This is a genomic window from Streptacidiphilus alkalitolerans, assembly GCF_042511045.1.
Classification (GTDB): Bacteria; Actinomycetota; Actinomycetes; order Streptomycetales; family Streptomycetaceae; genus Streptacidiphilus; species Streptacidiphilus alkalitolerans.
This window is the reverse complement of the sequence record NZ_JBHEZX010000002.1, coordinates 178103-203183: the sequence shown is the minus strand read 5'-3', so window position 1 is coordinate 203183 and position 25081 is coordinate 178103. Positions and strand designations below refer to the sequence as shown.

Sequence of the window (25081 nt, the reverse complement as noted above, 5' to 3'; positions counted from 1 at the left end):
GGAGGTGTGGAACCATGCCAGAACTGTCCCGCAGAGGCTTCATCGGTGCGGCTACTGCGATCACCGGCGCTGCGGCGATCGGCGTGTCCGCCCCGGCAGCTGAGGCCAAGGCGGCCCCGAAGCCGAAACTGCACGGCGATATCCGCGACATCAAGCGGGTGGTGATCCTGATGCAGGAGAACCGCAGCTTCGACCACTACTACGGCTCGCTGCGCGGCGTGCGCGGCTTCGGTGACCGTTCCACGATCACCCAGCCCGGCGGACTCTCCGTCTTCCAGCAGCCGGTCACGACGCCCGGCCAGCCGATCACCGGCACGCAGTACCCGTGGCACCTGAGCGACGCGCCCGTCTCGGCCTATCCGGCCGGGCACCAGCCGCCCAGCTCCGAGGTCGGTGCGCAGAACTACGGTGGTACCGACCACAGTTGGGAAAGCCAGCACACGGCGTGGTACGGCGGTCTGATGAACGCCTGGTACGTCAGCAAGGGCGGCCCGACCACGCTCGGCTACCTGGACCGGTCCGACCTGCCGTTCCACTACGCCCTGGCCGACGAGTACACCATCGGCGACGCGTACCACTGCTCGGTTCTCAGCGCGACCGGACCGAACCGCACCTACCACTGGGGCGGCACGATCGACGCGGCCAACAAGTACAGCAGTTTCACCGCCTACAGCGGTGGCGACGAGCTGGGCCGCAACCTGCTGTGGGAGTCGTACGCGGAGACCCTGCAGAAGGCCGGGATCAGCTGGAAGGTCTACCAGGGCAGCGACAACTACGGCGACAACGGCCTGGAGTACTTCAAGAGCTTCGCGCAGTTCGACCCCGAGCAGGGCGGCACCGCCAAGCCCGGCAACGTGTTCTACGACCACGGTGTCGCGATCGTGGCAGAGCCCAACGACCCCGACGCCGGCAACGCCGACAACCTGGCGCTTGCGGTCAAGAAGGACGTGCTGGCCGGCACCCTGCCGCAGGTCTCCTGGCTGGTCACCAACCAGCGCTACTCCGAGCACCCCGACGGCGCCCCGACCGACGGCGCCTACTACGTGCACGAGGTGCTCAAGGCGCTCAACGCCGACCCGGACGTCTTCGACTCGACCCTGGTCATCATCAACTTCGACGAGAACGACGGCCAGTTCGACCACGTGCCGCCGCCGGTGCCCCCCGCGGGTGAGCACGACGAGTTCGTCGCGGGTACCGACCTGTCCACGTACGGCTTCACGGCGCCGGTGCCGGTCGGCCTCGGCTTCCGCGTCCCACTGCTGCTGGTCTCGCCGTGGACCCGAGGCGGCTGGGTCACCTCCGAGCTCTCCGACCACACCTCGGTGATCCAGTTCCTGGAGAAGTGGAGCATCGCGCAGAACAGGCCGGCGATCTGCCCGAACATCAGCGACTGGCGCCGCAGGGTCTGCGGTGACCTGACGAACGCCTTCGACTTCACGTCACCGGTCTACGGCCTGCCGAAGCTGCCGGGGCTCACTCCCATCGGCGAGGCGTCCAGCTACAACCCGCCGGTCACCACGAACTCGATGCCCCGTCAGGAGCCGGGCACCAAGCGTGCGCGACCGCTGCCGGACCAGCCGAACGCGAACCTGGTCGGTTTCAGCACCGACCACGGCGGATCGGTGACGGCGGACCTGGCGTTCAGCAACAACGGCCCGCACGTGCGCAAGGCGAGCCACTTCTCGGTCTACAACAACCTCGCCGCCACGCCGGCGCTGACCGACTACCCGGCGAAGTTCCCGGGCCAGTACACGGTCGACGCCTCGCACTCCTCCTCCAGGACCGTCGCCGGGCAGGCGCCGGTCGGCGCGGTCGCGGGCGACACCGCCTACGACATCACCGTCGTCGGAGCGAACCGCTTCCTGCGCCACTTCACCGGAGACGTCGACGCCTCGGGCAGGACCGCCGAGGTCGAGGCCGCGTACTACACCAACGGCCACGGCTCCCGGCCGAAGCTCGAACTGACGCTGAGCAACACCGGCGGCAAGTCCGTGACCTTCACCGTGGTCTCGAACCACTACATCCAGGAGCGCGCGGCCACGTACCACGTCTCCGGTCACGGTCACGCGACCTACTCCGTCGACCCGCTGTCCAGGAGCGGCGGATGGTACGACGTGACGGTGACGGTGAGCGGTGACCACTCCTGGTCGCGCCGCTACGTCGGCCACCTGGAGGACGGCTCGAACAGCGTCACCGGCTGACCCTGTGGGCCCCGCGGACGGACTTCTGCACGATCCGTCCCAACTTCCGTGCACCGCCGCCGATGTGTCGGCTGTCCAGGACGAAGGTCCGCCCGTCGTAGGTTCGTACGACGGTGTACCAGCGGACGACGTTGAACGTGGTCCGGCCGTCGGCGCCGGTGCTCGCAGAGGTCTGGCTCCGGCGCTTGACCGAGCTGACCTCGGACCAGGCGAACGCGCCGGTGGTCCTTCGGGTCGCCATCGCTATGCCGTGCCGGCAGAGCACTACCCGAGAGGAGGCATTGCGGAGGGCACTGAGCGCGGCCAGCGCGCCGATGAGCACGAAGAGCAGTCCGGCCAGTGGCAGGTAGTGCGCGACGGCCGGTTGGTCCTGCAGCAAGGTCGTGTCGGGGTGGATCCACGAGGTCAGCGGGTTGCTGTCTGCGGGGACGAGGTCGCTGCCGAGCAGGGCCGCGGTGGCGAGGGACGCCCCGGCGCCGATGGCGATCACGATCGCCGCTCCGAGCAGGTTCAGCATGGTTGGCGGACCGTAGACCTTGACCACGTCGCCCAGGCCGGGGGAGGCCGCGACGCGGCGTGCGGTCGGGGTGAGACTGGCCATGGCGGAGCCTCCTACCGTCCGTCGCAGGTGAAGATGACGTCCCGGCCGGGCACGCCGGCGGTGCTGGGCGCGGTCACCCAGACCCAGAACTGCTTGGCCGGTGCGTCGACGGTTCCGCTGACGTGGATCACGGTCTGCTGGCCGGGGCCGAGGATCCCCTGGGCGGGGGTGAGCGTCACTCCCGGCAGCGGCGCCCGCACCTGCGGGCTGCCCACGTCGATGGAGGTGTCGCGCGGGCTCGCGGTCCACTGGATCGACCCCGACTCCGGATAGACCGCGAACTCGGTGTCGATGTGGCTGCAGGACACGTGATCGGAGCCGTTCGTCCCGCGCAGGGTGACCGCGACCACGCCGAGCGGGCCGACCTTGGGGGCAGAGCTGCCCGCGTGGGTGCTCGACGTGGTGCTCCTGGGCGCGGGGGCCGACGTACCGCCGGTTGTGGTCCTGCAGGCCGCCAGCACTGCGGTCAGTGCCAGGACGGCTGTCACCTGTCGTTTCACTTTGATTCCTTCATGAGGTGGAGGAGCGCGGGATCTGCCAGGTCCAGGAGTGCGCGGGTCATCCGCAGCCGATCGGCCCAGTGCCCGATCAGCTGATCGCTGGGCGGTTCGGCCAGGCGCTCCAGGGGGATCGCGGTGAAGGCCGAGCGCAGGACCAGCCCGGAAAGGTAACCGCCGCGGATCTGGTCGAGGGTCGCCCGGTGGCCTTCGGCGGCCAGGCCCTCGGCGTGGGCGGCGAGGATGGCCGGGGAGAGCTCCGGCAGCCGGTCGGCGGGCAGCGTCCCGGCGTGGCAGAGCCCCACCAGCAGTTGGCCCAGGTCATGGCCGACCGGGAGCGGGCAGTCCAGGCCGAAGTCGATGGCGACGAAGCCGTCGGGGTCCTCGACGGGTACCAGCAGGTTCTGCGGGCTGGCGTCCCCGTGGGCGTAGGTCATGGGGAGGGTGTCGGAGTAGGACAGCAGCCCGTCGATCCGGCCGGCCCATTCGCGCAGGTCGGCGACGAGCCCGGGATCGCGGACGGCGTCCAGGGCGGCGGCGACAACGGGATGCGTCCACAGGTCCTCTCCGTCGATCGCCGGGAGGAAGAGGTTCCTGATCCGCCCGGCGATCATGTAGCGCAGAGCGGAGGCGGGTTGGGCGAACCGCGAGGCCGCCCCGAGGATCGGGGCGACCTCGCCGTACCGCCGGCGCGCGGACATCCGGCCGAGCAGTCGCGCGGCCCGGGCGAACCGGGCGGTGTCCCACTCCAGGTCCTCCGGCTGCGCCACGTCCTCCAGCCACATGGCCGCCCGGCCGGGGCCGAGTTCCTCCACGGCGTACAGCTGGGGCAGGCGGATACCGTCGGGCAGCTGCTCGCGCAGCGGGCCGGTGTAGGCGGCGATCTCCAGCCGCCACGGGAACCCGTCCAGAAAGTCGGCGCGGAGCTCGGGGGGAACGACGGAAAGCATCGGCCAGTGCTCCGGGGATCGCAGCTCCTTGACGAACAGCCGCAGGTCGACGCGGATGCCGTCCGGGGCGGTGAATACCAGTCGGGCCCGGTTGAGCGCTTCGGTGGCGATGGTCTGTGTGGGGTAGTCCACCGCCGACCAGGCCGTGGATCGCAGTTCCAGGTCCTCGCGCCCGGTGACGGCTCGGCCGATGCGCGCGGCACTGTCCATGGTGAGCGCCGGTGTCTTCATCATGGTCTCACTCGTTTCGTCATAGTGACACTCTGATTTATAGAGTGATAGCATCACGACGTGGCTGTCAAGAGAGAAGGCCCGAGTCACCGCCAACGGCAGGCGCTGGCCACCAAGGAGCAGATCGCCGCGGCGGGGCGAAAGCTGTTCGCCGAACGCGGATACGTCGCGACCGCGATCACCGCGATCGCCGAAGAAGCGGACATCCCCGTGCCGACCATCTACTCGGCGTTCGGGAACAAGGCCGCGATCCTGAAGGGCATCACCCGGCAGGCCATCGCCCAACTGGACGTCAGTCGCCAGCACGAGCAGGCACGCGAGGACACGGACCCGGTGCGGGGCCTGCGTCGGGCGGCGGGGCTGCAGCGGGAGCAGTTCGAGGCCATGTACGACGTCATCGCGGTCACCCTGGAAGCCGTCCGCACCGACGCCGAGATCGCCGAGGACCTCAGCCGGATCATGGCCAGTCGGGAACGGGCGTTCCGCCGCCACATCGAGGCGATCGCCGAACATCTGGCTCCGGGGACGACCGTCGACGACGGTGTGGACGTCTACCTGACGCTGGTGCTGCCGGAGATCTACCGCAGCCTCGTCCTGGAGCGCGGCTGGAGTCCGGACCGCTATGAGGCCTGGCTCGCCGACAACTTCGTTCACCAGTTGCTCGGCGCGGCGCAGGCCGCCCCGGCTGCCGCCGGCATCGAGAATCCCTAGGCGGTGCCCGCGCCGACCTCGTCGCGCCAGCTGTGGACCGGGGCGTAGCCCAGCACCCGCCTGGCCTTGTCGATGGACAGCAGCGTCTCGTGCGGGCCGACCTCGCGGCGCAGCGGGACGCCCGGGTAGACGGCCTCGAGCAGTTCGTCGTTGGGCCGGGACATCACCGTGTCCGGGCTCGCGATGACGAAGACCTCCGCCCCGGTGCCCCGGTGGTCCAGCGCGCGGCGCACGGCCTGCGCCCCGTCGCGGGCGTCGATGTAGCCCCAGAGGTTCCAGCTGCGCAGGGTGGGGTCGGCGTCGTAGGAGGGGAACTCCGCGTAGTCGGCGACGTCCATGACATTGGAGAACCGCAGCCCGATCATCTTCAACTCCGGGTCCCAGCGGCAGAACTGGGCGGCCATCTGCTCCTCCAGGTGCTTGCCGAGGGAGTAGGTGCTCTCCGGGCACGGCGGGTACTCCTCGTCCGCCGGGACGTACGGCGGCGGGGTGTCGAAGGGCAGGCCGAGGACGGTCTCGCTGGACGCCCAGACCACGTTGCGGATGCCCGCCAGCCGCGCGGCGGCGAACACGTTGTACGTGGCCGGGACGTTGTTCGCGAAGGTCGCCGCGTTGGGGCGCAGTCCCGGGGCGGGAATGGCAGCGAGGTGCACGACGGCGTCCACGCGCGCGTAGCGGTCGTCAACGGCGGTGAGGGCACCTACGACTTGTCCGAAGTCGGTGAGATCAACCTTGACGAAGGGGCAGGCCGGCTCGACCGGCGCGACCGCGTCGAGGTTGACGACCTGCCAGCCGTGCGCGGCCAGGTCTCCGATCACGGCACGGCCGAGTTTCCCGCTACCGCCGGTGACTACGACGCGTCCAGGCATGCGCTGCTCCTTTGATCCGTTCCTGCACTCATGAGGTCCCCGCCTGGTTCCGGCAGCACAACCGGCGGCTGCGGGGCAGGGCCGCCCTGGGCGACAGGCTGTACCGAGCGGCGCCGCGCCATGCGGACCGCCCCGATCGCCAGGAGGAGGCCGGCGGCGCAGAGCACCGCGGCTACGGCGTTGGGTGAGTTGTATCCCAGACCCGCCGCGATGGCCAAGCCGCCGAGATAGGCCCCGAGGGAGTTGGCGATGTTGAACGCTGCCTGCAGGGATGCCGCGGCCAGGTTGGGCGCGCCACCCGTGATCGCGATGATCCGGCCCTGCAGGGCCGGCAGGGCGGCAAGTGCGGTCAACGGGAACAGGAAGACGAGGAGCGCCGCGGCGACCCGGTTGTGGTCCGCTGGGATGAAGGCGAGCGCGATCGCGATCTCGGCGCCCAGGGACACAAGCAGGGTGCGTGCCGGGAACCGGTCGGACAGTCGGGCCCCGACCAGGTTGCCCGCGGTCATGCCGAGCCCGAAGAGAACCAGCAGCCAGGTCAGGCTCGAGTCGGCGTAGCCGGTGAGGTCGGTCATCATGGGTGCGATGTAGCTGAAGGTGGCGAACAGCCCCCCGCCGCCGAGCATGGCGACGCCCAGGACGAGCCAGACTTCCGGTTGGGCGAAGGTCCGCAGTTCGGCTCGCAACGCGCCCCGCTGAACGGAGACCGGCACGGAGGGCACGGCCCGGGCGATCGCGGCCACGGCGACGGCGGCGATCACGCCGACGATTGCGTAGACCAGCCGCCAGCCCGAGTCCTGGCCCAGGAGCGTGGTCAACGGTACGCCGACGATGTTGGCGACGGTGAGACCGGCGAACATCACCGCCATGGCGCTGTTCCGGCGGGATTCCTCGACCAGGGAGGCCGCGACGACCGCACCGGCGCCGAAGAAGGCGCCGTGCGGCAGGCCGGTCGCGAAGCGGGCGAGCAGCACCAGGCCGAAGTTCGGGGCGGCCGCGGTGAGCAGGTTGCCCGCCGCATACCAGCCCATGAGCACCATCAGCACGGTCTTGCGGCGGTGGCGCACCGAGGCGGCGGTGAGCAGCGGTGCGCCCACCACCACCCCGAGCGCGTAGACGGCGATCAGCTCTCCGGCCTGCGGAACCGACACCGACAGGTCGGCGGCCACCTGGGGAAGGAGCCCGAGCATCACGAACTCGCCTGTGCCGATGGCGAAACCGCCGGCAGCCAGGGCGAGCAGGGCGCGGCGCCCCGAGCCGGGCGGTCCCGAGCCATTGGTCATGATCACCTGTCAGTTGGCGGGGCTCAGCGCACGCGAGCGCTGCTGGACGCCCGGTACGAATCGGTCGAGCCGGCCGTGAGCCATTTCCTCCGAGTCTGCTCGACGGAGATTCCGCTGTCCAACAGCGGAATCCGATGCCTTTCAGCAGTAGAGGTGATGAATCTTGACGTTCTGACTGTTCGATGATTCAAGGTTCAACCGCATGTGGCCATGGGTTAGTGTGGTCGGAGGTGACGTGATCATGCTAGAGGTTCTCGGGCTGGATCGGTTGGCCGAGTCGCTGTACCTCACCCTCGTCGACAATCCGCCCCTGTCCGGCGGGGAGCTGGCACGCCGGACCGGCACCGAGCCCGAGCTGGTGGGCAAGAGGAAGTAGCCACAGCTCTGCGGCAGCGGTGGTCCGGCTCAGGGCCCACCGCGCCGGATCAGCTGCCGGAGGGCGGGAGCGCGGCGACGTCCGCGGCGGTCAGGGCCCGGTTCCAGACCTGGACCTGGTCCACCGCGCCCGGCCAGAAGTCACTGTCGTGGCCGCCGGAGAATCCCCGGCCGACGGCGAACGGACCGGTGGCGGCGTCGCCGGTGGGCTGCTGCCACACCGTGGACTGGGCCTTGCCGTCCACGTAGAGGGTGTAGCTCCCGGCGTCGGCGTCGTGCACCCCGACCAGGTGGTACCACCGGCCGGTCACCGGTGGCTGGTCGGACAGGGCGCGGCCCTCGCCGGTCGAGAAGGCGAGGCGGTTGTCCGCGGCCGAGTACTGCAGGAAGAACCCGCTGGTCTGGGTGCCGTCCTGGCTGACCGCGGTGGCGAAGGACCCGGTCCGGTCCAGCCGCACCCACGCGGAGACGGTGAAGTTGCCGGCGGTGTCCAGGACCGGTCCGGTGGCCTGCCCGTACTGGGAGCTGCCGTCGAACTGCAGCGCGGTGCCGGTGCCGTCGTGGCCGGGGACCCAGCCGGGGCCGCCGGTGAGCGCGAGGTCGTGGCCTCCGGCGCTGTCGTGGGCGGCGGCGCCGGAGCCGTCGTCGAGCGTCCAGGCGCCCACCGGGTCCTGCTGCCCGGCCGGGAAGGCGACCCGTGCGTTCCGCAGGGTGTGCGAAGCCTGCGCGGAGCCGTGGTCCCGGAAGGTCGCCGTCGCGGTCAGCGCTGCCGCGCTGCCCGGTGCGGCTCCGGCCGCGGGATCCACCAGGTAGTGCTGGACGATCGAACCGTGCGGGCGGATCGTGGTCGGGGTGGAGCTGTGCGGCGCCGCCTTCGCGGTCCAGCCCGGCGGCAGGCCGAGCGACACCGCGGGGCTCCTCAGCGTGTCGCCGGTGGTGTTGTGCACGGTGACGTCGACCCGGCTGCCCTGGCTGACGACGACCAGTCCGTTCGCGTTCGCCGGGCCGACCGTCACCTGGGCGTCCGGGCTGGAGGGCGCCCAGGACTCGAACTCGGACACGCCCACGAAGGCGCCGGGCGGGTCGGTGAAGAGCAGCCGCACCCGGGTGGTGGTGACGGTCGGGAAGGTGATGCGGTTCAGCCCGTTGCCCACCGGGGCGGCCGAGTTGCGGGTCTGCTGCGGGACGTCCGCCCATCCGGTCCCGTCCCAGTACTGCACCCGGTACCCCGCCGCCGGGCGCACCCCGCCCCCGTCGTCGTAGCCGTACCAGCGGATGTCGCCGACGGCGGTCGGGGCGCCGAAGTCGACGCCGTAGTAGTCGCTCGGGTCGGGCGACGCGTAGTTGGTCCACCGGGTGTCCTCGGGCACCTCGTTGTACCAGACCTTGCCGTCCAGGGCGTTCCACGGGTTGTCGCCCGGGAAGGTGTAGGAGGTGATCGGCTGCGGGTAGCCCTGGCGTAGCGGGTTCGCGGCGTCGTCCACCAGCGCGGCGGGTGCCGCGGTGAGGGCCTTGCCGACGTGGACGGTCAGGTCGCGCAGGGTCGGCGAGGTGCTGCGCAGGACGCCGTCGACATAGACCTTCATGCCCTTGCCCTGACCGTAGTGGGTGCCGTCGCGGTCCCAGAGCAGGGTGATGTTGTGCCCGTGGTAGGGCACGTTCTCCGCGGCGAAGTGGTCCCAGCCGGACGGGACCAGCGGCTGCACCCGGAGGTCGTTCCCGGACTGCGGGCGCAGCCCCAGCAGGCCGGACAGGACCAGGTCGTCGAAGGTCGAGTGGTTGTAGTCCTCGCTGTGGTCCGCGCCGTCGTAGATCCACTGGTCGGTGTCGGGGGAGTGCGCCTCGGCGACGTAGGGCTGCCCGTTGCGCATCTGCGTCCTGGCGTAGGTCTCCAGCGCGTTGGCGTAGTCGCTGCCGGTGATGGTGCGCTGCGCCGGGCCGTCGTCGAGCAGGTTCGCCAGCGCGGTCAGGGTCTGGCTGGTGGCGAAGGGCCAGCTCGGCCCGTCCCAGCGGCAGCAGCCGCCGGCCTGGTACATGTACCAGGGGCTGCGCTGCTCCGCCGTGGTCGGCCCGAAGGCGGAGGCGAAGCCCTGCGGGTCGAGCAGTTGCGACCAGGCGGTGGCGTCGCTCGCGGTGGCGGCGCCGAACATCCAGGGCAGGTAGCCGATCTCCTCACGGGTGTCGGAGAGCTTGTGGGTCGGGTTGTCGTTCCGCGGCATGGTGTAGTAGAAGCCGCGGGTGGGGTCCCACAGCCACTTCTGCAGCGAGGTCTTCAACGAGGTTGCCTTGTGGGCGAATTCGTCGGCCAGTGCCTTGTCGCCGGTCATCTTCGCGATCTCGCTGATCGCGGTGGCGTCCCCGTACTGGTAGGAGTTGAGCGTCGGCCGGTAGCCGGCTCCGCCGTGGTAGGGGTCGCTCGAGGCGTAGGAGGAGGCGGAGAACTCCATGGCGTCCCAGACCGGAACCGACCAGTACAGCCCGAGCTGGGCGTCGAACTGCTTGTCCCAGCCCCGGTACTGCCGGACCAGGGCCGGCAGCAGCGCCTTGAGCTGCGAGAAGTCACCGGTCGCCTGGGCCTGGCCGTAAGCGGCGCTGGCCGGCCAGAAGCTGTACTCGTGCGCCCAGTCGGTGGTGTCCGCGTTGTCCGCGTCGGTGGCGGGTTTGGGGCCGGCCCCCGGACCGGTGAGCCAGAAGCGGATGTCGTCGTCGACGTAGCTCTGGTCGCGGACCCAGCGCCCCTCGGTGATCTGGTGCCCGGCGGCGGCGTCGATCGCCTGGTAGGGGGCGGCGTATCCGCAGCAGTCGAGGAACTCGGTGGAGATCCAGCCGTCCTGGGGGTCGGTGTAGCGCAGGTGCTCCTTCCACACCCGCCAGCGGTAGTAGTAGACGCTCTGCAGGGTGCTGTCCGGCAGGTCGACGAAGGGGATGTTGGACGTGTACCAGGCCTGGTCGTTGAATCCGGACAGGTAGGAGGCGTCGTTGAGGAAGTGCGTGCCGGCTCCCACCGCCGGGTAGCCGTCGGCCGCCGGTGACGCGCCGGTCGGCGATGCCCCAGTCGCCCCGGTCGCCCCGGTCGGCGTCGGTGCGGCGGCGGGCGGGGGAGTGGCCGCCGTGGCGGACGCGACGCCGGCGTCGGGCAGGCCGGCGGTGAGCACCGCGACCACGGCGAGGCCGGTCAGCAGGCGGCGGGTGCGGGTGAGCAGAGCGCTGAAGCTGGTGCCTGCTGCCGGGTGATCGGGCATCGGAGAGACTCCGTCCGGGGCATAACAACGTTGTAATCGGGCAGCAGCATAAGAGCACGCCGACGAGGCCGTGTCCACCCTTGGTGCGAACTTCGCCTCCCATGGCCACCGGGCCACCCGGCCGCCTGGCCAGCCGGAAACGGCCCGGCCCCCGGTCGGCCGCGGCGGGTGGCAGGCACATCGGCAGCATCCCCGACTGCGGGAAACGGTGCGGCGCACCGTCAATTGCATCGTTGGAATCAGGTGCAGGGCGGCTGGTAGGCGCGGCCAGGAACGTACTGCTTCCACTGGGTGCGGGTCAGCGGCTGGCTGCCCAACGAGCAGATCCATTGCGCGGCGGCCAGCGGGTCCGTGTCCCAGAGCTGCACGGTGTGGTTGATCCCTCCGGCCGCGATGCTGCGCCCGTCGGGGCTGAAGGCCACGGTGAAGACCCCGCCCGAGGGACCGTCCAGGGTCGCGGAGTGGCGCGGGTCGGCGGGTCGGGCGAGGTCCCAGAGCCAGACACTGCCGTCCTCGTTGTCGCTGACGGCCAGCAGTTCGCGGTCGGGTGCGAAGGACAGCGAGTAGATGTAGCCGATCTGGCCGCTCAGTTCCTGCGGGTAGGGGGCGGGATGCGCGGGGTCGGCGGGATTCCACAGCCGTACGGTTCCGTCTGCGCTGCCGGCGGCCAGCAGGCTGCCGTGCGAGTCGAAGGCGACCGAGTAGACCGCGTCCGAGAACCCGCCCAGCGTGGCCTGCAGCCGCGGCCGGTGCGGGTCGGTGATGCTGTAGAGGTAGGCGTGGCCGTCGCTGCTGGCGGCGACCAGCAGCCGGTTGCCGGGGCTGAGCGCGGCCTGCAGGATCTCGCCGTGGCCTGGGGCGGCGATCGTGGCCAGGGACGCGGGGGACCGCGGCGCGGCGACGTCCAGCAGGTGCACGGTGCCGTCGTCGGAGGAGACGGTCAGCAGTGTGCCGTCGGGGCTGAAGCCGACCGACTCCACGAGCTGCGTGGCCGCTTTGACCGGAGCCCCGATCCGGGACGGGTGTGCGGGGTCGGCGACGTCCCACAGCTGCACGGTGCCGTCCACGTCGCCGACGGCGAACAGCTTCCCGTCGGGCGAGAGCGCACCGGAGCCGGAGAACCTGCCCGGCCCCCGGGTGCCGTCGAGCGGCGGACCGAGCCTGACCGGGGCGTGGATGTCGCGGGGGTCCCACACGGTCAGGGTGTTGTCCGCGGCGCCGGCGGCCACACCCAGCCGTTGCCCGTCGGCGCCGAAGGTGACGGCGAAGACGGCGTCCCTGGCCCCGAGGATCAGTGGGCCGGGAGTGTGCCACCAGTGGACGGTTCCGTTATCGATGGTCACGGTCACCGGTGTGCCGTCCGGGAGGAACTGCACCGAGGTGACGGGCTGGGGGTGCGGCAGCTCCCTGATGGTCTGACGGGTGGTCAGGTCGAACAGCCACAGCCGTCCGTCGGAGGAACCGGCGGCCAGGGTCCGGCCGTCGGGGCTGAAGGCGACGGCGTTGACCCAGGAGGTCGGTCCGGTCAGCGGAGCGCCGGTGGTCCTGGGACGGGCCGGGTCGGTGGTGTCCCACAGGTACACCTCGTGCCCAGCGCCCGTGCCGGCGGCCAGAGTTCGCCCGTCGGGGCTCGGGGCAACGGAGAAGACGATGCTGCCGGGGGTGTCCAGCACCGCCGTCGCGCCCGGACGGGCCGGGTCCGTCACATCCCACAAGCGCACGCCGGGATCCTCGCCCACGGCCAGGATGTGCTTGCCGGGGAGGAAGGCAAGGCTCTCGGCGGCCTGCCCGACATCGGTGCGTTCACCCGCGGCGGGCAGCGCCCAGCCGGTGCCGGCGGGGGAGTTGAGGTCCCAGAGGTCCCAGAGGCGGATCGAGCCGTCCGTGGCGGCGGCTGCCACCGTGCGTCCGTCGCTGCTGACCGCGACCGCCACAGCTCGGGCCCGCAAGCCCTGCAGGGTGGGCAGGGCCTTGGGGCGCCCCGGGTCGGCCGTGTCCCACACCAGGACTCCCTGCGCCGGGCCCACGGCCACCAGGAGGCGTCCGCGATCGCCGAACGCGACACCGACCACCTCGTCGGCCGCGTCGGCCTCATTGGCCGTGCCGCCTGCGCCGGGACCGAGCAGCGGCCCGACCGGGGCGAGGCTGCCGTGTGCCGCCTGCCACAGCTGGACCGTGCCGGAGCCGGTCCCCACCGCGAGGAGCGCACCGGCGGTGGCCACCGACCTGGCACCGCCCGAGCGGGGCCGCAGTTGCGTGTCGGGGGTGACGCCGGTGGAGTCCAGAAGACTGGACAGCGCCTCGGGTGTCGGGGAGATCCGGTAGGCGGCCAGGGCAAGTTGCACGGACAGCGCCACGTCGTTGCCGCGGAGGGCGTCGGCCTCGTGCGCCACCGTGCGGGATAGCGCCGACACCTGCTCGTGCCGGTTCTCCAGCTGCTGCTGGCGCGCAAAGGCTCCGACGCTGGCGGCCAGGACCACCAGCACGGCGAGGACGGCGCGAACCTGGTAGCGCTGCCGGATCCGGCGGCGGCCACGGCGTTCCTGTTCCTGCTGGAGCTCCACGGCCGCATCGATGAAGTCACGTTCGGCGGCGTTGAGCTCCGCGCGGCGCTCATGGTGCACCCACTCGCGCACCAACTGCAGCTGACCTCCACGAAAGAGCAGGTCCGGGTCACGCCCGCCCGCTTTCCACTCCTCGGCCGCGACACCCAGGCGACGGTGGACGCTCAATCCGGCCCGGTCGTCGTCGAGCCAGTCCTGCAACTGCGGCCACGCCGTCAGCAAGGCCTCGTGGGTGATCTCCACGGTTCCCGCCCCCACCGTCAGCAGACGGGCGGCGGTGAAGCGATCCAGCACCGCGGCCACGGCCTGCGACTCGGCCGACTCGGCACCGCCGTCCAGGATCTCGGTCAGCGGCACCCGGCGGCGGGTGTCGGCGGTGTCGTCACCGGTGCGCACCAGCCGCCGGAACAACCGCCTCGTCGTCTCGCGTTCCCGCTCCGAGAGTTCGGTGTAGATCGCGTCGGCGCTCTGCGCGATCGAACCGGCGATGCCGCCGCCCTCCAGGTAGTCGCCCACCGTGAGCCGCCCGCCCCGGTGCCGCTCCCAGGCCGCCCGCAACGCGTGCGAGAGCATCGGCAGCGCCCCCGGGTCATGGGCCGCGGCCGAGGCCGCACCGCTGGTCCGCGGGACAAGCTCGCGCAGCACCAGCGCGACCAGAGCCTGATCGACATCGATCCCGGCCTGCCGTGCAGGCTGGGTGACAGCCGCGGTGAGATCCTCGGCCGACATGGGCCCGACAACCACCTGATCACGCTGGATCGCCCGGGCCAGCAAGGGATGGCGCAGCGCCTGCGGATAGAAGTCGGCGCGCATCCCGAACACCACAGCCAGGCCGGGCTGCGCAGTGCAGACACCCTCGATGAACTGCTGCCGCGCGAGGTCGCCGACCTCGCCCGCGAATATCTCCTCGAACTGGTCGACCACCAGCACCCGCAGCCGTACCGGCCTGTCGGCGCTGGGGCCTTCCTGCGCGCCCTGCGCCTCTCGGGCTTCCTGCACTGCCTGCGCTTCCTGCGCCGCCAGTGCTGCCTGTGCCGCCAGGGCCTCCAGCGCCTGCGCGTAGGCGCGCAGCGGGGCGAGGCCAGGTGCCAGCACTGCTGTGTGGTGCCCGGCCCGCTTCAGCGCCGGCACCACACCCGCCCGAAGCAGCGACGACTTGCCCGAGCCCGAGGGACCCACCACCAGGAGCGGGTCGCCCGTGTGGGCCGGGCGCCGCTCTAATCGGTCCACCACAACCGCGGTCAGGCCGGCCCGGCCGTGGAACCACTGCGCGTCCAGCTCACCGAACGCAGCCAGGCCCCGGTAGGGTGCGGGGCCGGACGCGGGTCGCCGCCCCGGCGTACGGCGAGCGCGCGACAGCGCCTCGACCCACAGCGCGACCCGCTCCGGCTGGTCGCCCTCGCCACAGGCCTCAAGGATCCGTTGGAAAGGCCCGAGGTAGCCCGGCTGCGGGATGTGCTCCCCGCTCAGGTACCCCTGGACTGTCGCGCGCGGCACGGATGCCTTGTCCGCCAGCTGGCGGACCGTCAGACCGGCGATCTCCCGGGCGAGAGCAAGCTCCCGGCCGAAATCCTGCATCGTCGCGATCCGCTCCGGATGTGGGCGCAGCAGTCCCTCGGTGCCGTCCGACAATGGATCCCCCTCGGGACACAACCAGCCACTGTGCCCTCGTCCGTGACCGAACCATGCAGTTCGGGCCAGCGTAACGAAGTCCTTGACCGAATCCCGACAAGCATCGAGTCAGATGGGGCTGTTTTCAGGCCCTTTGCGGCGCCGTTCCCACGGCGCCGGCGCCAGGGGCGGACACCCTGGCACGGGCCCCTAGCCTGTGTCAGCACCGGACGAGGCCGGTCCCGCTGCCCGGGCAGCGGGACCGGCCTCGGTCTCGGTCTCTGTACTGGCCTAACTACAGGTTTTCGCAGGCTGTGCCCTCGTAGGTGCCGCTGTCCGAGTAGGCACCGACGCAGACCTGTCCGCCGCTGGCGGCATACCAGGAGTGCGACGCGTAGTTGCCCTTGCTTCCCTTCCAGGACTGGTCCGCGCTGTACCAGTTGACTCCGGGGCCCGTGAGGTGGAACTGACCGGTGAAGGTGTTGGTCCGCGCCCAGGCCTGAACCAGCACCTCCCCGCCCGAGTTGCCGGAGAGGTAGAGGCAGACGTTCCCGCTGCAACCCGTGGCCGACTGGGGCTTGACGATGTGGGTGGTGGCGGCACTGGCGGGTGCAGCCTGTGCGGTGCCGCCCGCCAGCAGTCCGGTCGCGGCCACCGCGGCGACCAGTGCGGTCCTGCAGACGGGCCGGAGCCTTTTGGTGAGGTTCATGATGACGTCCTTGGGCCTTGTAGGTGGTCGGGAACCGACGTGCGGGCGGCCGGGGCGGTCCGGCGCCGTGAAGCGCCGCCCCCCTGCCCCGGCCGTCCGACGGATCCACCACAGCAGCCCGCCCGCCGGCCCCGGAAGCCCACCGCCGTTGCCCGGACAGGTCCGGACAATCCTCGGACACCCTCGGACAGCTTGTGCCGCTGGTGGCCCGCCCGCGGGGGAAGACTGAGCGGCACCGCCTGACCCGACTCGGCCGACCTACGCCCCGGCGCAGGCAGCTTCAACCATCGGAGCCTGGAAATCGATTGGCTGCCCCTGGCACGACGCCACAGCCTCGGCCGGCTCTACGCGTACCTTGACGGCGACCTCGCCGGCTCCGTCGCGCCTGGAGGCCAAGGGGAACATGTTCGCCAGGGCAACGCTCATCGCCCTGAGAACCGCAATACTGGGAGCATGGACAGTTGGGAAGGTGCCGCTGAGCTCGAGTGGTGGGCCAATCGCATTACCTGTTTGGATGGGATCGGCGTGCGCGTGACGGTTTGTGTCTCCGGCGACGACTGGACGTGTGACGCCGTTTTCGATCCTCCCTTGTCCAGGGACGCCCAGGAGGGCTTCGACTTCCTGATGGAACTCGATCCGCTCTTCACGCTGCGCTTCGATGAGGAAGGCACGATGCCGACCGAGATCCGGAGCTTTGATGGGGGAAGCACGATTCTGGTCGACGTTTCCGTGACGGAGGATCAGGGTCGTCTCTCGCTCGCTGCCTTCGAGGCAGAGGCGGCATAGGCGTCCGGGCGCAGCGCCCTAGCGGTTCCCACCAGCACGGGACCGCTGACCTTATGTGGCCGTTGGCTGACTATTTCTGCCTGGATCTGCCCGCTGACTGTTCACTTGTCGTCGGCGGGCCGGGCGAATAAATGGGTTGCCGACGGGCCTTGGCCTAAATCATGATCGCCCGCATGGACCTGTAACGGCTGCCACGTAGCACCAGCAACCCTGTCGCGCGATCGACCTCGGAGCCTGACGACCCGGCCCCGAGGCGATGCGTCGCGCCCTCGTGTGCAGCCGTCAGATCCCGGGAGCAGCAGCCCTGTCTGTGTGAGCTCCGGCCGATTCCTGAAAGCAATTACATCCATGAATACCGACCGCAAGGCCCTGTGGGCCGTGCGTCAGTCCGGCCTGCCCGCCGTCGTGCGTCCCTGCCCGGACTGTTCCGGCACGCGCCATCGGCCCACGGGCCGGATCCGGGTCAACGCCAACGGCAAACTCCTCGACGTCTGGCTGCTGCTGGGCTGCGAGGGGTGTGACCGGACCTCGAAGGTGCCCGTCCACGAACGCGTCCATGTCTCCTCGCTGGACCCCGTCCGCCGCGAGGCGTACGAGAACGACGACCCGGCCGTGGTGCGGGGGTTGGCGATGAGTGCTTCGCTCGCCGCGAGGAACCGGTACCGCCTCGACTGGACCGGCACCTGGCAACTGGAGACCCGTACACCCCTGTACTCACTCGACGACCCGACTCCGCTCGGCGTACGCGTCAGCTTCGAGCTGCCCGCGCCGGTCCGCGTCGAACGACTGCTCATGCTCGGACTGCGCCTCAGCCGCGCCGAGGTACGACGCATGGCCTCGGACGGGCACATCCACCTGCCCGTGGCCCTGGCCCTGGACGCCAAGGCGCACCAGGACTTCGAGTTCACCCTTGACCGACCCGGTGTCCCCGACACCACGGTGCACCTGCAACTCACTAACACCCGAAGCGACTTGAGTCATATCAGGTCGCACGACACCCCACCGCGACTCCACCGCACGGCAACGGCGCGAGCGTAGGAGAGGCACAGCACGCCCAGGCGCACACCCGGCCCAAGGCCATGCGGTCGGGTGTGCGCCTCTCGCTCAGTTCCGGTACCGGAAGAGGATCCGACCCCGGGTCAGGTCGTACGGGCTCAGCTCCACGAGCACCCGGTCATACGGAAGGATCTTGATGTAGTTCTTCCGGATCTTCCCGCTGATGTGGGCGAGTACCTTGTGGCCGTTCTGCAGTTCCACCGTGAAGGTGGCGTTGCGCATGCATTCGACGACGGTGCCCTCGATTTCCAGGCCACCTGATGATCGTGCCAATGTGTCTCTCTTCTTCTGTGTGAGTCTGTCTCACCGCGTCGGTGAGGGTGATGGACGTGAAGGTGCTCCGCGGTGATGTGCCGCGGCGTCAGCGGAGGACCAGTTCCAGACTGCTGCCGACGTGGCGGGCGCCGATGCCTTCGAACAACGCGACGGCCGCCGCATTGGTCTCGGTCACTTCGGCCCGGGCCGAATCCGTGCCGGCGCGGTGCAGCGAGCCCAGGGCGTGGGCCAGCAACGCCCTGGCGACACCCTGGCGACGCTGCTCGGCGAGGACGGCGAGCAGTCCGATCCGTGGCTGCCGGATGTGCGGCGACAGTCGGACCAGCCCCACGTACTGGCCGGAGCGCACCGCCACCGCGTACTTCAGCGGGTCCACCACCGTGGTCCCGGCCGGACGAGGCAGCACCTCGGCCGGCATGGTCCGCCACCCGACGGTGGCCTCGACCTCCGCGCGGACGGTGTCGGCCAGCGCCCGCAGCGGGGCCGCCGCCGCTTCGCCGGCGGGCAGGATCGTCATGTCGGACAACGGCACCCGCCTCTCGTCCAGACCGGTGACGTGCGGGTCCGTGGGCAGGACGTACTCCCGCTCACGGCGTCCGACGGCGAAGCCGACCCGCGTCCAACCGGACCTGAGGTCGCGGTCGGCCTCGTCCACCAGCGTGTACAGCGGCATCGGCAGCGCCGCCGCCATTTCGGCGGCGATCCGGTCGAAGACCGCCTGGTGCCATGCGTCGATGCTGAGGAAGGCCCGGCCGTCGGGCCGGAACGAGACATCGCCGCACCCGACCACCTGCCCGTCCGCCACGGCCTGCCACTGCGTGTCATTGACGCGCGTGACCAACGCCGGGGGTCCGCCCGGAGTCAGAGTTGACTGCTGTGCAGATTCCATTTCCATAGGTCTTGCCCTTCAGGAGTGCCTGGTTGTTGAGGCGCTCCCGACGGACACCTAGGTCAGTCGCATACCGTGACGGAAGGGCGGAGCACCCACCTCGTATACAGCGTTCACGGGTCCCACCTCCTCGCCGTCCGGTCACAGTGCACCGCACACTACCGACCGGGGCCGCCCCCGCCAACTCATTTGGGCTGACCGTCTCTACCTCAGGACTACACCCTCACCGCTTGATCGCCACCTTGTCGCACCGAACCGCGCCCATGTGCAATCGGCGTCTACAGCCCCGCGAGGCTGTCCGGCGTGAGGCCTTCGTCGGGTTCCTCTCCGCTGTAGGGGTTCCATCGGTATCCGGGCCGAAACGGCACGTAGGTGTCGTCCAAGCCGAGGTGGTCGCAGATGGCTTCGGTCAGGACCAGGCCGTTGTAGCCGCCTGTGCGGACTGCACCGTGGGCGTCGGTGGTGAGTTCGTCGAGGAAGGCGACGTCCCCGTCCGCCTCCACGCCGCATGCGGCTGCGGTGTAGCCGTGGAACGTGGCCAGCAGGTCGTATAGCTGGTGGCCGACCTCGGACAGTTCGGCGAATGTGAGCCTGATCCGCTGGCGCCGGTAGTCGGTCCAGACGGTCAGCAGGTTGCTGTCCGGGTTCTCGCTGACATGGTGGTAGATGCTCAAACGGTGGCTGCCCGCCGTCAGCACCAGCGACCGGTTCAGGGACTGGTCTGCGGCACGAGCAGCTTCGGCGTTGCTGCCGAAGTTGACCGCCATCATGAACACGATCGCCACGTGATCCCCCTGCCGATCCTCGATCCAGCGGTCACCCTACATCCGGCCCCGCGCCGGGCCGTCCGGTCGGTTTCTGCCGGGCGTGGTTCGCACGCTCAGCGCCCCCCTGCCCCACCAAGCAGGAGCCAGTCGTCCGTGTTGCGGTGGCGGCCGAGTCCGACGGCTGCGAACTCGTCGACGTGGGTGCCCTTGGCGGCGCCCAGTCGCCGCAGCGCCTGAGAGATCGGAGTGCCGGACGTCGGGGAAGGCTCCCCCGCGGCCAGGTGCAAGAGGCCGAGGACTGTCTTCCCTGCATCCCAGACCTGGGCGGTCTGGGTCCCTGCCCCGCCGAAGTAGTCGGCCTCGACGTAGGCCACCGGCCCGGCCTCCGAGCCCGCGCTCAGCAGACGGTCAAAGCCTGCTGGAGCCTTCCAAAACCCGTCGAGTTCAGGGGCAGTGGGGACTGTGACCGCGTCGAACAGCGCGTCGGTCATCGGCAAGAGCCAGAGGTGCTGGCCGAGAGGAACGACGTGCGCCTCTGTGGTGGAGCGAGTCAACGCGCGAAGCACGGATTCAGTGGCGATGGCCGCCTGCAGGCAATACATCCGCCCATTCTCGCCTGCGTCGGCACTGCGCCACGGGACGGATCCCCCCAACGCCAGGGGGCGCCGTCATTGTCACCGTCAGCTGCCTGACCCGACGCGGCAGCTGGTGTCTCTACCGCTGGGACACCCGGCCTCGGGGCTCCCGCATCCGTTGATCTAGGCTGACCGTACATGGGAGCCGCATCCGCATTCTGGACCTTCGCCGTGGTGGTGGGTCTGCTGACCCTGACCCCCGGCCTCGATACCGCGCTGATACTGCGCACGGCCGCACGGGGACGACGCCGTGAGGCATGGGGAGTCGTGCTCGGAATCCAGACCGGAACACTGACTTGGGGCACCTTGAGCTCCCTCGGCGTCACGGCACTGCTCGCGGCCTCACACGCCGCCTACGACGCTGTGCGCCTGGCCGGTGCCGCCTACCTGCTGTGGATGGGCGCGCTGATGCTGTGGAACAGCAGGCGCCGGCGCCACGGCGTGGTGCAGCCGCGTCCGGCGGAGGAGCCCGCCCAGGAGAAGCGGACGGACGCCGTTGCCGGGCTGGCGACAGGGTGGCGACGTGGAGTGCTGACGAACGTGCTCAACCCGAAGATCGGCGTGTTCTATGTCGCCGTCCTGCCGCAGTTCATCCCTGCCAGTGCGCCGCACCTGGCCATGGGCGTCGCACTGACCTGCGTGCATGTCGCAGAGGGCCTGGTCTGGTCGTCCGTCCTGGTGGCCTTCGCCCAAGTCCTCCGCGGCTGGCTGCGGCGCCCACTGGCCCAACGGGTGCTCGACCGGATCACCGGCACCGTCATCATCGGCTTCGGTGTGAAACTGGCCATCGGCGACTGACCTCCGAGTCCAGAGGCGTTCTCAAGGCAACTGCCGCATTCGTCTCGGCGCCGCGATCAGCGGCCTGTCCGTGCGGCCTTCGCCTGCAACCTCCGCGCGCTGAGCGATGTGCGGAGTCGCCCGGCGGTGCCGGGGCGGGATCGGGGGGCAGCATTCATTCGACGGGCACCTCGTGCCGCAGGATGCTGAAGAGGACCATGTCGTGGTACTTCCCATTCCGGAACTGGGCGCCCCTGAGGACGCCCTCGCGGGTGAAGCCCGCCTTTTCCAGGGCACGCTGCTCGGCAACGTTGGTCACGTCGGTGTTCGCGTCGATTCGGTTCACCTGGGTGTGGGCGAAGAGGTAGCGAACGAGCATGCGTTGGGCTGCCGTCCCGACGCCGCGGCCGCGGGCTTCGGGGAGAATGCCGACCCCGATGTTCCAGCTGTGGTTGAGGGGGCCCTGGGGCGAGCGGTGCCATGAGACAAGGCCCAGCATCGCCTCGCCCTCGGCCACCACGAGGTGTCCCGAGTCAGGGGTGAGCAGTCCGTTTCCCTCCCAGCGACGGGTCAGGCCGGCGGGGTCGGTCCAACCGAACCACCCGAAGGTGGATGCCATTTCGGGACCGGTGTTGTTCAGCGTGGCCAGGACCGCAAGGTCGTCCCTGGTGACGGGCCGGAGGTGGATCTCGGTGTTCATAATGGGCGGAGTCCCTTCTGCTGGTGCTGCAGGGCGATGACCGGTTCGACGCCCGCGAGTTCTACCGACGGGCGGATGATCATACTTCCACGGGAGCGAGCAGGATCTTGCGGATCGTCTGGACGGGGACCGTGAGGGAGCGCAGTCCGCGCACCACCTGCGCGTCAACGATCTGCGCGGTGTCGTACAGCCGGTACCCGTTGGACGGGTCGATCGAAGTCGGTTCCAGGGACTCGGCCTGGTGAGAGAAGCGGAGAGTCCTGGCGCTCAGCCGGGTCGCCCGCGAAAAGTCACCGACCGTCATGCTGGCAGCCACAGCAGCACCTTCCCGCGCGTTCGAGTTGCCCTGCGCCGATGGGTGTTTTCCACCGTATCGGGGTTACGCGTAACCTATGGGAACGACACCTTTGCGCGCTTTGGCCCTGGTCGGCGCCCTGAACCCCTCTCCGGCGCGCTCCAGCCCGACCCGGCCGGCCCCAGCGCTGTGATCCGCTCCCGGCACGCGGCTACGACTTCGACCCGCATGCGACCCAGCTAAAGGCCCCGGAACAGGAGCAGGAGATGCATGAGGACGCACCGCCCAGCCGCGAGGACGAGGTCAACCTGTACATGGCCACCCTGCAGGCCCGTATGGACCCGGAGCAGTTCCGCGCCCTGGCAAAACTCCTCGTGGCTGCCGGAACACCGGAGAACGGCGACCGGGGCACGTTCGCTGCCGAGGTCGACGAGGAGGACGAGGAACTGCTCAGCCCGGCGGTCATGGAGGAGTTCCTGGTCGTCATGGGCATCATCAACACCGGACGTATGGACCAGCAGGTGGTGGACCTCGGCCACGGTGTGATGACCGTCGTCACCGAGGACATCGCGACCGACCCGGACCAGATGCGCGAACTACGGGCCTGGGCAGCCGACCACCCGGAGGACCCGCACGAACCGTGGACGACCGAGGATCCCGAGTCGTAGCACCGCATGTCCTCCCACCGCTACGACCCGGGGGCTCTCCTGCGCTCCGCTCGGCGCAGGACCAGCCAGGGGAGGACCAGCCAGGCGGTGGCGAACCAGGCTGTCGCCAGCGCCGCCAGCGCCCAGGCGAGGATGTTGTCGCTGGTGGCGGTGCGCAGCAGCAGGAGCAGGGCGGCGCCGATGGTCAGCGCGAGGAGGGCCAGGCCGGTGCTGATCAGCCGCGCGGCCACCTTGATCAGTTCTGGTTTGAGGTCGTGCCCCGACAGGAAGCGGTGGAAGGCGACCGGGGCGATGAGCGCACCTGTCGCGCTGGCGCCGAGCAGCATGGTGACGACGTACAGGCCCTTGTCGAACCCGCTGAGGGTGGCGAAGCGCGGGGTGAAGGCGACGCTGAGGAGGAAGCCGAACAGGATCTGCGCACCGGTCTGTGAGACCCGTACCTCCTGCAGCATGTCGTCCCACATCCGGTCGGCCCGCTGCTCGGGCGACTCCTGGCGACCTGGTGCGACGCCGCGCTGCGGATCCGCGGGCCCACTCGCCTCCGGAGAACCATCCATGACTTCAGCCTCTGCCGTTCGTGCTGCTCGGACCAGTCAACGACCGGCTTTCCGTTATGCGCCGGGGCAAACCGGCGGTCCGTTGCCCGGGTTGTCCGTCGGCCCGGTCGCTGCCCAACGACGGAACCCGCTTCGACCAGCGACTGATCCGCGAGATGCGGCACTACGACGAGGGCAAGGAGGTGGCGAGGAGGTGGACCTGGTCATCGTCGGCCGCGGCGCCGGAGGCAGCGTGCTCGCCCAGCGGATGGCCAGGCACGACTGGTCGGCGGTGGTCCTGGAGACAGGCCCGTTCTGGAACCCCGACACCGACTGGGTCAGCGACGAGGCCGGATCGCACCACCTGTACTGGACCGAGCCCCGGGTCGTCTCCGGCGCCGGCCCGGCGCCGATGGGGTCCCACAACTCCGGTCGGGGGGTGGGCGGTTCGATGGTCCACTACGCCGGATACACCCCGCGCTTCCACCCGTCAAGGACCTGGAAGCGGTGGTGGACGACCTGCGTGTCCGCGTCCACACCGTCCACACCGTCCCCACCGACGCCCCTGACGCCCCTGACGGCGCCGACGCGACCCGCGAGGTCGTCCTGGCCGAGTTGGCGGGAGGGGTGCTCGGCCGCAGCGCCGACGTGCTGGCGGTGCACCTGCTGTCGAGGGGCCACGCCCTCGCGGAGCTCTTCGGCGGCGAGACCGGCGACCGGACGGACAAGTTCGCGCAGGTCTCCTGGTATCCCGGCCCCGGCGGTGCGCCCGTCCTGACCCAGGCGCGGGCCTGGTTCGCCGGCCTGGTCCGCCGGCCGGGTCGAGCGGCGTGCCGGCTGGGGCGACCACGTGGGCTACTCGCTGGCCCCGGTCGGAGGGTGGATCCACCCCGGCGGAGCACCGCTGTCGTACCGCGACGCGGCGGACGTGGAAGTCGGCCATCCCGCCTGACCAGGCCGAGGACAGCAGGTCTTCCGGCGGGCCCCCGCGCGCCGGCCGGGCCGGGGCACGGTGCCGGCGTGCGGGGCGGAGGAAGTGTGGACGGGGCGGTCAGTCCTGGTGCGGTGACCGGTCGCCCTGAGGGGCCCGGCCGGGGGTGGAGGGCGGCGTCGACCACGATCCCTGACCGGGATCCGTCGGCTGTCCGGTGGGCCGGGCAGCCGCGTGCCCCGGCGGAGGGCCGAGGTCCGGGGCAACGGGCGCCGGCTCCCGTTCCTTCCGCCGCGACCCGAGCACAAAGGCGGCGATCAGTCCCACCACGACCACCACCCCGATCACCAGGGCGATGATCCCAGCGGAACCACCCGATCCAGCCGCTTCCATCACATGGTTTGCCATATCGGACACCTATCCCTCATCACCACGAACACCGCTCCCGGCACCCGCGTCCCTCAGCTGTGGGGCATGCCGTTGTCGTAGTAGGCGCCGACCTGCTGGTGGTAGTCGGCGTCGCCGGTGTGCTTGTCCCGGTCGAACTCGGGGGAGTCCTTGATCTCGTCCTTGGTCCGGCCGACCTGGACGGTCCGGTTGTCGCTGTCGACCGAGGTGATGGTCCCGGCCGGGAGCAGGACGTGCTTGCCGAAGATCCACGGCCCGGTGTCGACGACGATGTAGCCGGCGTCGACGTCCTCGGAGTGCTTGTCGACCTTGCCGATGTGGCCGTCGGTCGCTTCGACCTTGTAGCCGCTCAGGTCGGTGCCGACCTGGTAGCCGGAGTTCGCCTGGTAGCCCCACATGCCGTTCTCCACGGAAATGCTCCTCGCCTATGGGTGAAAGATCCCGGTCTGTACCGAGGCAGAGGGATTTCTGCCTCACCCGGCCTCCTGTCCCGATCGAGTCACCCCATGCACC

General features: G+C 70.2%; 25 protein-coding genes. 7 read left to right on the top strand and 18 right to left on the bottom strand.

The genetic code is table 11. From position 1 onward, the window contains the following. Nucleotides 1-14 precede the first annotated feature (14 nt). Nucleotides 15-2201, top strand: a complete 2187-nt coding sequence (locus tag ACEZDG_RS04755) for a phosphocholine-specific phospholipase C (RefSeq protein WP_380502700.1) — start codon at nt 15-17, stop codon at nt 2199-2201. Here ACEZDG_RS04755 and ACEZDG_RS04750 read toward each other — a convergent pair. Genes ACEZDG_RS04750 through ACEZDG_RS04740 form a run of 3 tightly spaced genes read right to left on the bottom strand, consistent with a single transcriptional unit; the run spans nt 2191 to nt 4483 of the window. Continuing rightward, on the bottom strand, nt 2191-2802 hold the full coding sequence (locus ACEZDG_RS04750) for a hypothetical protein (protein ID WP_380502697.1): 612 nt from the start codon (nt 2800-2802) through the stop codon (nt 2191-2193). The two genes, ACEZDG_RS04755 and ACEZDG_RS04750, sit on opposite strands and share 11 nt — an antisense overlap. An 11-nt stretch (nt 2803-2813) precedes the next feature. Next, a complete protein-coding gene (locus ACEZDG_RS04745; RefSeq protein ID WP_380502694.1) occupies nt 2814-3302 on the bottom strand; it encodes a hypothetical protein in 489 nt (162 codons plus the stop codon). Next, on the bottom strand, nt 3299-4483 hold the full coding sequence (locus tag ACEZDG_RS04740) for a hypothetical protein (RefSeq protein ID WP_380502691.1): 1185 nt from the start codon (nt 4481-4483) through the stop codon (nt 3299-3301). The genes ACEZDG_RS04745 and ACEZDG_RS04740 overlap by 4 nt, the downstream gene beginning before the upstream one ends. A 57-nt stretch (nt 4484-4540) precedes the next feature. On the opposite strand from ACEZDG_RS04740, the gene ACEZDG_RS04735 reads away from it, so the two are divergent. Next, nucleotides 4541-5191, top strand: a complete 651-nt coding sequence (locus ACEZDG_RS04735; protein WP_380502688.1) for a TetR/AcrR family transcriptional regulator — start codon at nt 4541-4543, stop codon at nt 5189-5191. Here ACEZDG_RS04735 and ACEZDG_RS04730 read toward each other — a convergent pair. Both ACEZDG_RS04730 and ACEZDG_RS04725 read right to left on the bottom strand, forming a co-directional pair. Then, on the bottom strand, nt 5188-6060 hold the full coding sequence (locus ACEZDG_RS04730; RefSeq protein ID WP_380502685.1) for an NAD-dependent epimerase/dehydratase family protein: 873 nt from the start codon (nt 6058-6060) through the stop codon (nt 5188-5190). The genes ACEZDG_RS04735 and ACEZDG_RS04730 overlap by 4 nt on opposite strands. Continuing rightward, on the bottom strand, nt 6042-7343 hold the full coding sequence (locus tag ACEZDG_RS04725) for an MFS transporter (RefSeq protein WP_380502682.1): 1302 nt from the start codon (nt 7341-7343) through the stop codon (nt 6042-6044). The genes ACEZDG_RS04730 and ACEZDG_RS04725 overlap by 19 nt, the downstream gene beginning before the upstream one ends. Nucleotides 7344-7584: 241 nt before the next feature. Between ACEZDG_RS04725 and ACEZDG_RS04720 the strand changes: the two genes are divergently transcribed. Continuing rightward, nucleotides 7585-7719, top strand: a complete 135-nt coding sequence (locus ACEZDG_RS04720; RefSeq protein WP_380502679.1) for a hypothetical protein — start codon at nt 7585-7587, stop codon at nt 7717-7719. Nucleotides 7720-7768: 49 nt separating this feature from the next. Here the strand turns inward: ACEZDG_RS04720 and ACEZDG_RS04715 are convergent, their stop codons facing one another. The 3 genes from ACEZDG_RS04715 to ACEZDG_RS04705 form a co-directional block, all read right to left on the bottom strand. Continuing rightward, nucleotides 7769-10960, bottom strand: coding sequence for an MGH1-like glycoside hydrolase domain-containing protein (locus ACEZDG_RS04715; RefSeq protein WP_380502676.1), 3192 nt, complete (start codon nt 10958-10960; stop codon nt 7769-7771). Between the two features lie 239 nt (nt 10961-11199). Further along, on the bottom strand, nt 11200-15156 hold the full coding sequence (locus tag ACEZDG_RS04710) for an nSTAND1 domain-containing NTPase (protein ID WP_380502673.1): 3957 nt from the start codon (nt 15154-15156) through the stop codon (nt 11200-11202). Between the two features lie 274 nt (nt 15157-15430). Next, nucleotides 15431-15844, bottom strand: a complete 414-nt coding sequence (locus ACEZDG_RS04705) for a hypothetical protein (protein WP_380502670.1) — start codon at nt 15842-15844, stop codon at nt 15431-15433. A 453-nt stretch (nt 15845-16297) separates the two neighbouring features. Here ACEZDG_RS04705 and ACEZDG_RS04700 point away from each other — a divergent pair, with 453 nt between their 5' ends. Both ACEZDG_RS04700 and ACEZDG_RS04695 read left to right on the top strand, forming a co-directional pair. Then, nucleotides 16298-16630: a hypothetical protein gene (locus ACEZDG_RS04700; RefSeq protein WP_380502667.1), complete on the top strand. Its 333-nt coding sequence runs from the start codon at nt 16298-16300 to the stop codon at nt 16628-16630. Nucleotides 16631-16978: 348 nt separating this feature from the next. Next, the gene (locus ACEZDG_RS04695) at nt 16979-17668 is read left to right on the top strand and encodes a DUF1062 domain-containing protein (protein WP_380502663.1); all 690 of its coding nucleotides are present in this window, start codon (nt 16979-16981) and stop codon (nt 17666-17668) included. 66 nt (nt 17669-17734) lie between these two features. On the opposite strand, the gene infA is transcribed toward ACEZDG_RS04695, so the two are convergent. From infA to ACEZDG_RS04675, 4 genes are all read right to left on the bottom strand, one after another. Beyond that, on the bottom strand, nt 17735-17959 hold the full coding sequence (gene infA, locus ACEZDG_RS04690) for a translation initiation factor IF-1 (RefSeq protein ID WP_380502660.1): 225 nt from the start codon (nt 17957-17959) through the stop codon (nt 17735-17737). 88 nt (nt 17960-18047) lie between these two features. Further along, a complete protein-coding gene (locus ACEZDG_RS04685) occupies nt 18048-18851 on the bottom strand; it encodes a GNAT family N-acetyltransferase (protein ID WP_380502656.1) in 804 nt (267 codons plus the stop codon). 278 nt (nt 18852-19129) lie between these two features. Next, the gene (locus ACEZDG_RS04680) at nt 19130-19636 is read right to left on the bottom strand and encodes a hypothetical protein (protein WP_380502654.1); all 507 of its coding nucleotides are present in this window, start codon (nt 19634-19636) and stop codon (nt 19130-19132) included. Between the two features lie 95 nt (nt 19637-19731). After that, the gene (locus ACEZDG_RS04675; RefSeq protein ID WP_380502652.1) at nt 19732-20220 is read right to left on the bottom strand and encodes a hypothetical protein; all 489 of its coding nucleotides are present in this window, start codon (nt 20218-20220) and stop codon (nt 19732-19734) included. Between the two features lie 171 nt (nt 20221-20391). Between ACEZDG_RS04675 and ACEZDG_RS04670 the strand changes: the two genes are divergently transcribed. Further along, on the top strand, nt 20392-21051 hold the full coding sequence (locus ACEZDG_RS04670) for a LysE family translocator (protein ID WP_380502649.1): 660 nt from the start codon (nt 20392-20394) through the stop codon (nt 21049-21051). Nucleotides 21052-21205: 154 nt separating this feature from the next. Here the strand turns inward: ACEZDG_RS04670 and ACEZDG_RS04665 are convergent, their stop codons facing one another. Further along, on the bottom strand, nt 21206-21730 hold the full coding sequence (locus tag ACEZDG_RS04665) for a GNAT family N-acetyltransferase (RefSeq protein WP_380502646.1): 525 nt from the start codon (nt 21728-21730) through the stop codon (nt 21206-21208). A gap of 79 nt (nt 21731-21809) precedes the next feature. Then, nucleotides 21810-22046: a MerR family transcriptional regulator gene (locus ACEZDG_RS04660; protein ID WP_380502642.1), complete on the bottom strand. Its 237-nt coding sequence runs from the start codon at nt 22044-22046 to the stop codon at nt 21810-21812. 245 nt (nt 22047-22291) lie between these two features. Here ACEZDG_RS04660 and ACEZDG_RS04655 point away from each other — a divergent pair, with 245 nt between their 5' ends. Then, nucleotides 22292-22693, top strand: coding sequence for a hypothetical protein (locus tag ACEZDG_RS04655; protein ID WP_380502639.1), 402 nt, complete (start codon nt 22292-22294; stop codon nt 22691-22693). Nucleotides 22694-22713: 20 nt separating this feature from the next. On the opposite strand, the gene ACEZDG_RS04650 is transcribed toward ACEZDG_RS04655, so the two are convergent. The 4 genes from ACEZDG_RS04650 to ACEZDG_RS04635 all read right to left on the bottom strand — a co-directional run bounded on the left by ACEZDG_RS04650 (nt 22714) and on the right by ACEZDG_RS04635 (nt 24978). Beyond that, nucleotides 22714-23250, bottom strand: coding sequence for a DUF6328 family protein (locus tag ACEZDG_RS04650; RefSeq protein WP_380502636.1), 537 nt, complete (start codon nt 23248-23250; stop codon nt 22714-22716). 438 nt (nt 23251-23688) lie between these two features. Beyond that, nucleotides 23689-23910, bottom strand: a complete 222-nt coding sequence (locus tag ACEZDG_RS04645; RefSeq protein ID WP_380502633.1) for a hypothetical protein — start codon at nt 23908-23910, stop codon at nt 23689-23691. A 370-nt stretch (nt 23911-24280) separates the two neighbouring features. After that, nucleotides 24281-24553 carry a DUF6479 family protein gene (locus tag ACEZDG_RS04640; protein WP_380503831.1) on the bottom strand — a complete coding sequence of 91 codons (273 nt, stop codon included), beginning with the start codon at nt 24551-24553 and terminating at the stop codon, nt 24281-24283. 68 nt (nt 24554-24621) lie between these two features. After that, complete coding sequence (locus tag ACEZDG_RS04635; protein WP_380502630.1) at nt 24622-24978, bottom strand: PRC-barrel domain-containing protein; 357 nt, start codon at nt 24976-24978, stop codon at nt 24622-24624. Between the last annotated feature and the right edge of the window lie 103 nt (nt 24979-25081).

Coding starts and splice junctions, on each gene's coding strand:
- ACEZDG_RS04700 (WP_380502667.1), top strand. CDS start 16,298: ATGGACAGTTGGGAAGGTGCCGCTGAGCTCGAGTGGTGGGCCAATCGC.
- ACEZDG_RS04720 (WP_380502679.1), top strand. CDS start 7,585: ATGCTAGAGGTTCTCGGGCTGGATCGGTTGGCCGAGTCGCTGTACCTC.
- ACEZDG_RS04655 (WP_380502639.1), top strand. CDS start 22,292: ATGCATGAGGACGCACCGCCCAGCCGCGAGGACGAGGTCAACCTGTAC.
- ACEZDG_RS04670 (WP_380502649.1), top strand. CDS start 20,392: ATGGGAGCCGCATCCGCATTCTGGACCTTCGCCGTGGTGGTGGGTCTG.
- ACEZDG_RS04675 (WP_380502652.1), bottom strand. CDS start 20,220: ATGTATTGCCTGCAGGCGGCCATCGCCACTGAATCCGTGCTTCGCGCG.
- ACEZDG_RS04730 (WP_380502685.1), bottom strand. CDS start 6,060: ATGCCTGGACGCGTCGTAGTCACCGGCGGTAGCGGGAAACTCGGCCGT.
- ACEZDG_RS04640 (WP_380503831.1), bottom strand. CDS start 24,553: ATGGAAGCGGCTGGATCGGGTGGTTCCGCTGGGATCATCGCCCTGGTG.
- ACEZDG_RS04665 (WP_380502646.1), bottom strand. CDS start 21,730: ATGAACACCGAGATCCACCTCCGGCCCGTCACCAGGGACGACCTTGCG.
- ACEZDG_RS04725 (WP_380502682.1), bottom strand. CDS start 7,343: ATGACCAATGGCTCGGGACCGCCCGGCTCGGGGCGCCGCGCCCTGCTC.
- ACEZDG_RS04740 (WP_380502691.1), bottom strand. CDS start 4,483: ATGATGAAGACACCGGCGCTCACCATGGACAGTGCCGCGCGCATCGGC.
- ACEZDG_RS04715 (WP_380502676.1), bottom strand. CDS start 10,960: ATGCCCGATCACCCGGCAGCAGGCACCAGCTTCAGCGCTCTGCTCACC.
- ACEZDG_RS04685 (WP_380502656.1), bottom strand. CDS start 18,851: ATGGAATCTGCACAGCAGTCAACTCTGACTCCGGGCGGACCCCCGGCG.
- ACEZDG_RS04650 (WP_380502636.1), bottom strand. CDS start 23,250: ATGGATGGTTCTCCGGAGGCGAGTGGGCCCGCGGATCCGCAGCGCGGC.
- ACEZDG_RS04750 (WP_380502697.1), bottom strand. CDS start 2,802: ATGGCCAGTCTCACCCCGACCGCACGCCGCGTCGCGGCCTCCCCCGGC.
- ACEZDG_RS04705 (WP_380502670.1), bottom strand. CDS start 15,844: ATGAACCTCACCAAAAGGCTCCGGCCCGTCTGCAGGACCGCACTGGTC.
- ACEZDG_RS04695 (WP_380502663.1), top strand. CDS start 16,979: ATGAATACCGACCGCAAGGCCCTGTGGGCCGTGCGTCAGTCCGGCCTG.
- ACEZDG_RS04755 (WP_380502700.1), top strand. CDS start 15: ATGCCAGAACTGTCCCGCAGAGGCTTCATCGGTGCGGCTACTGCGATC.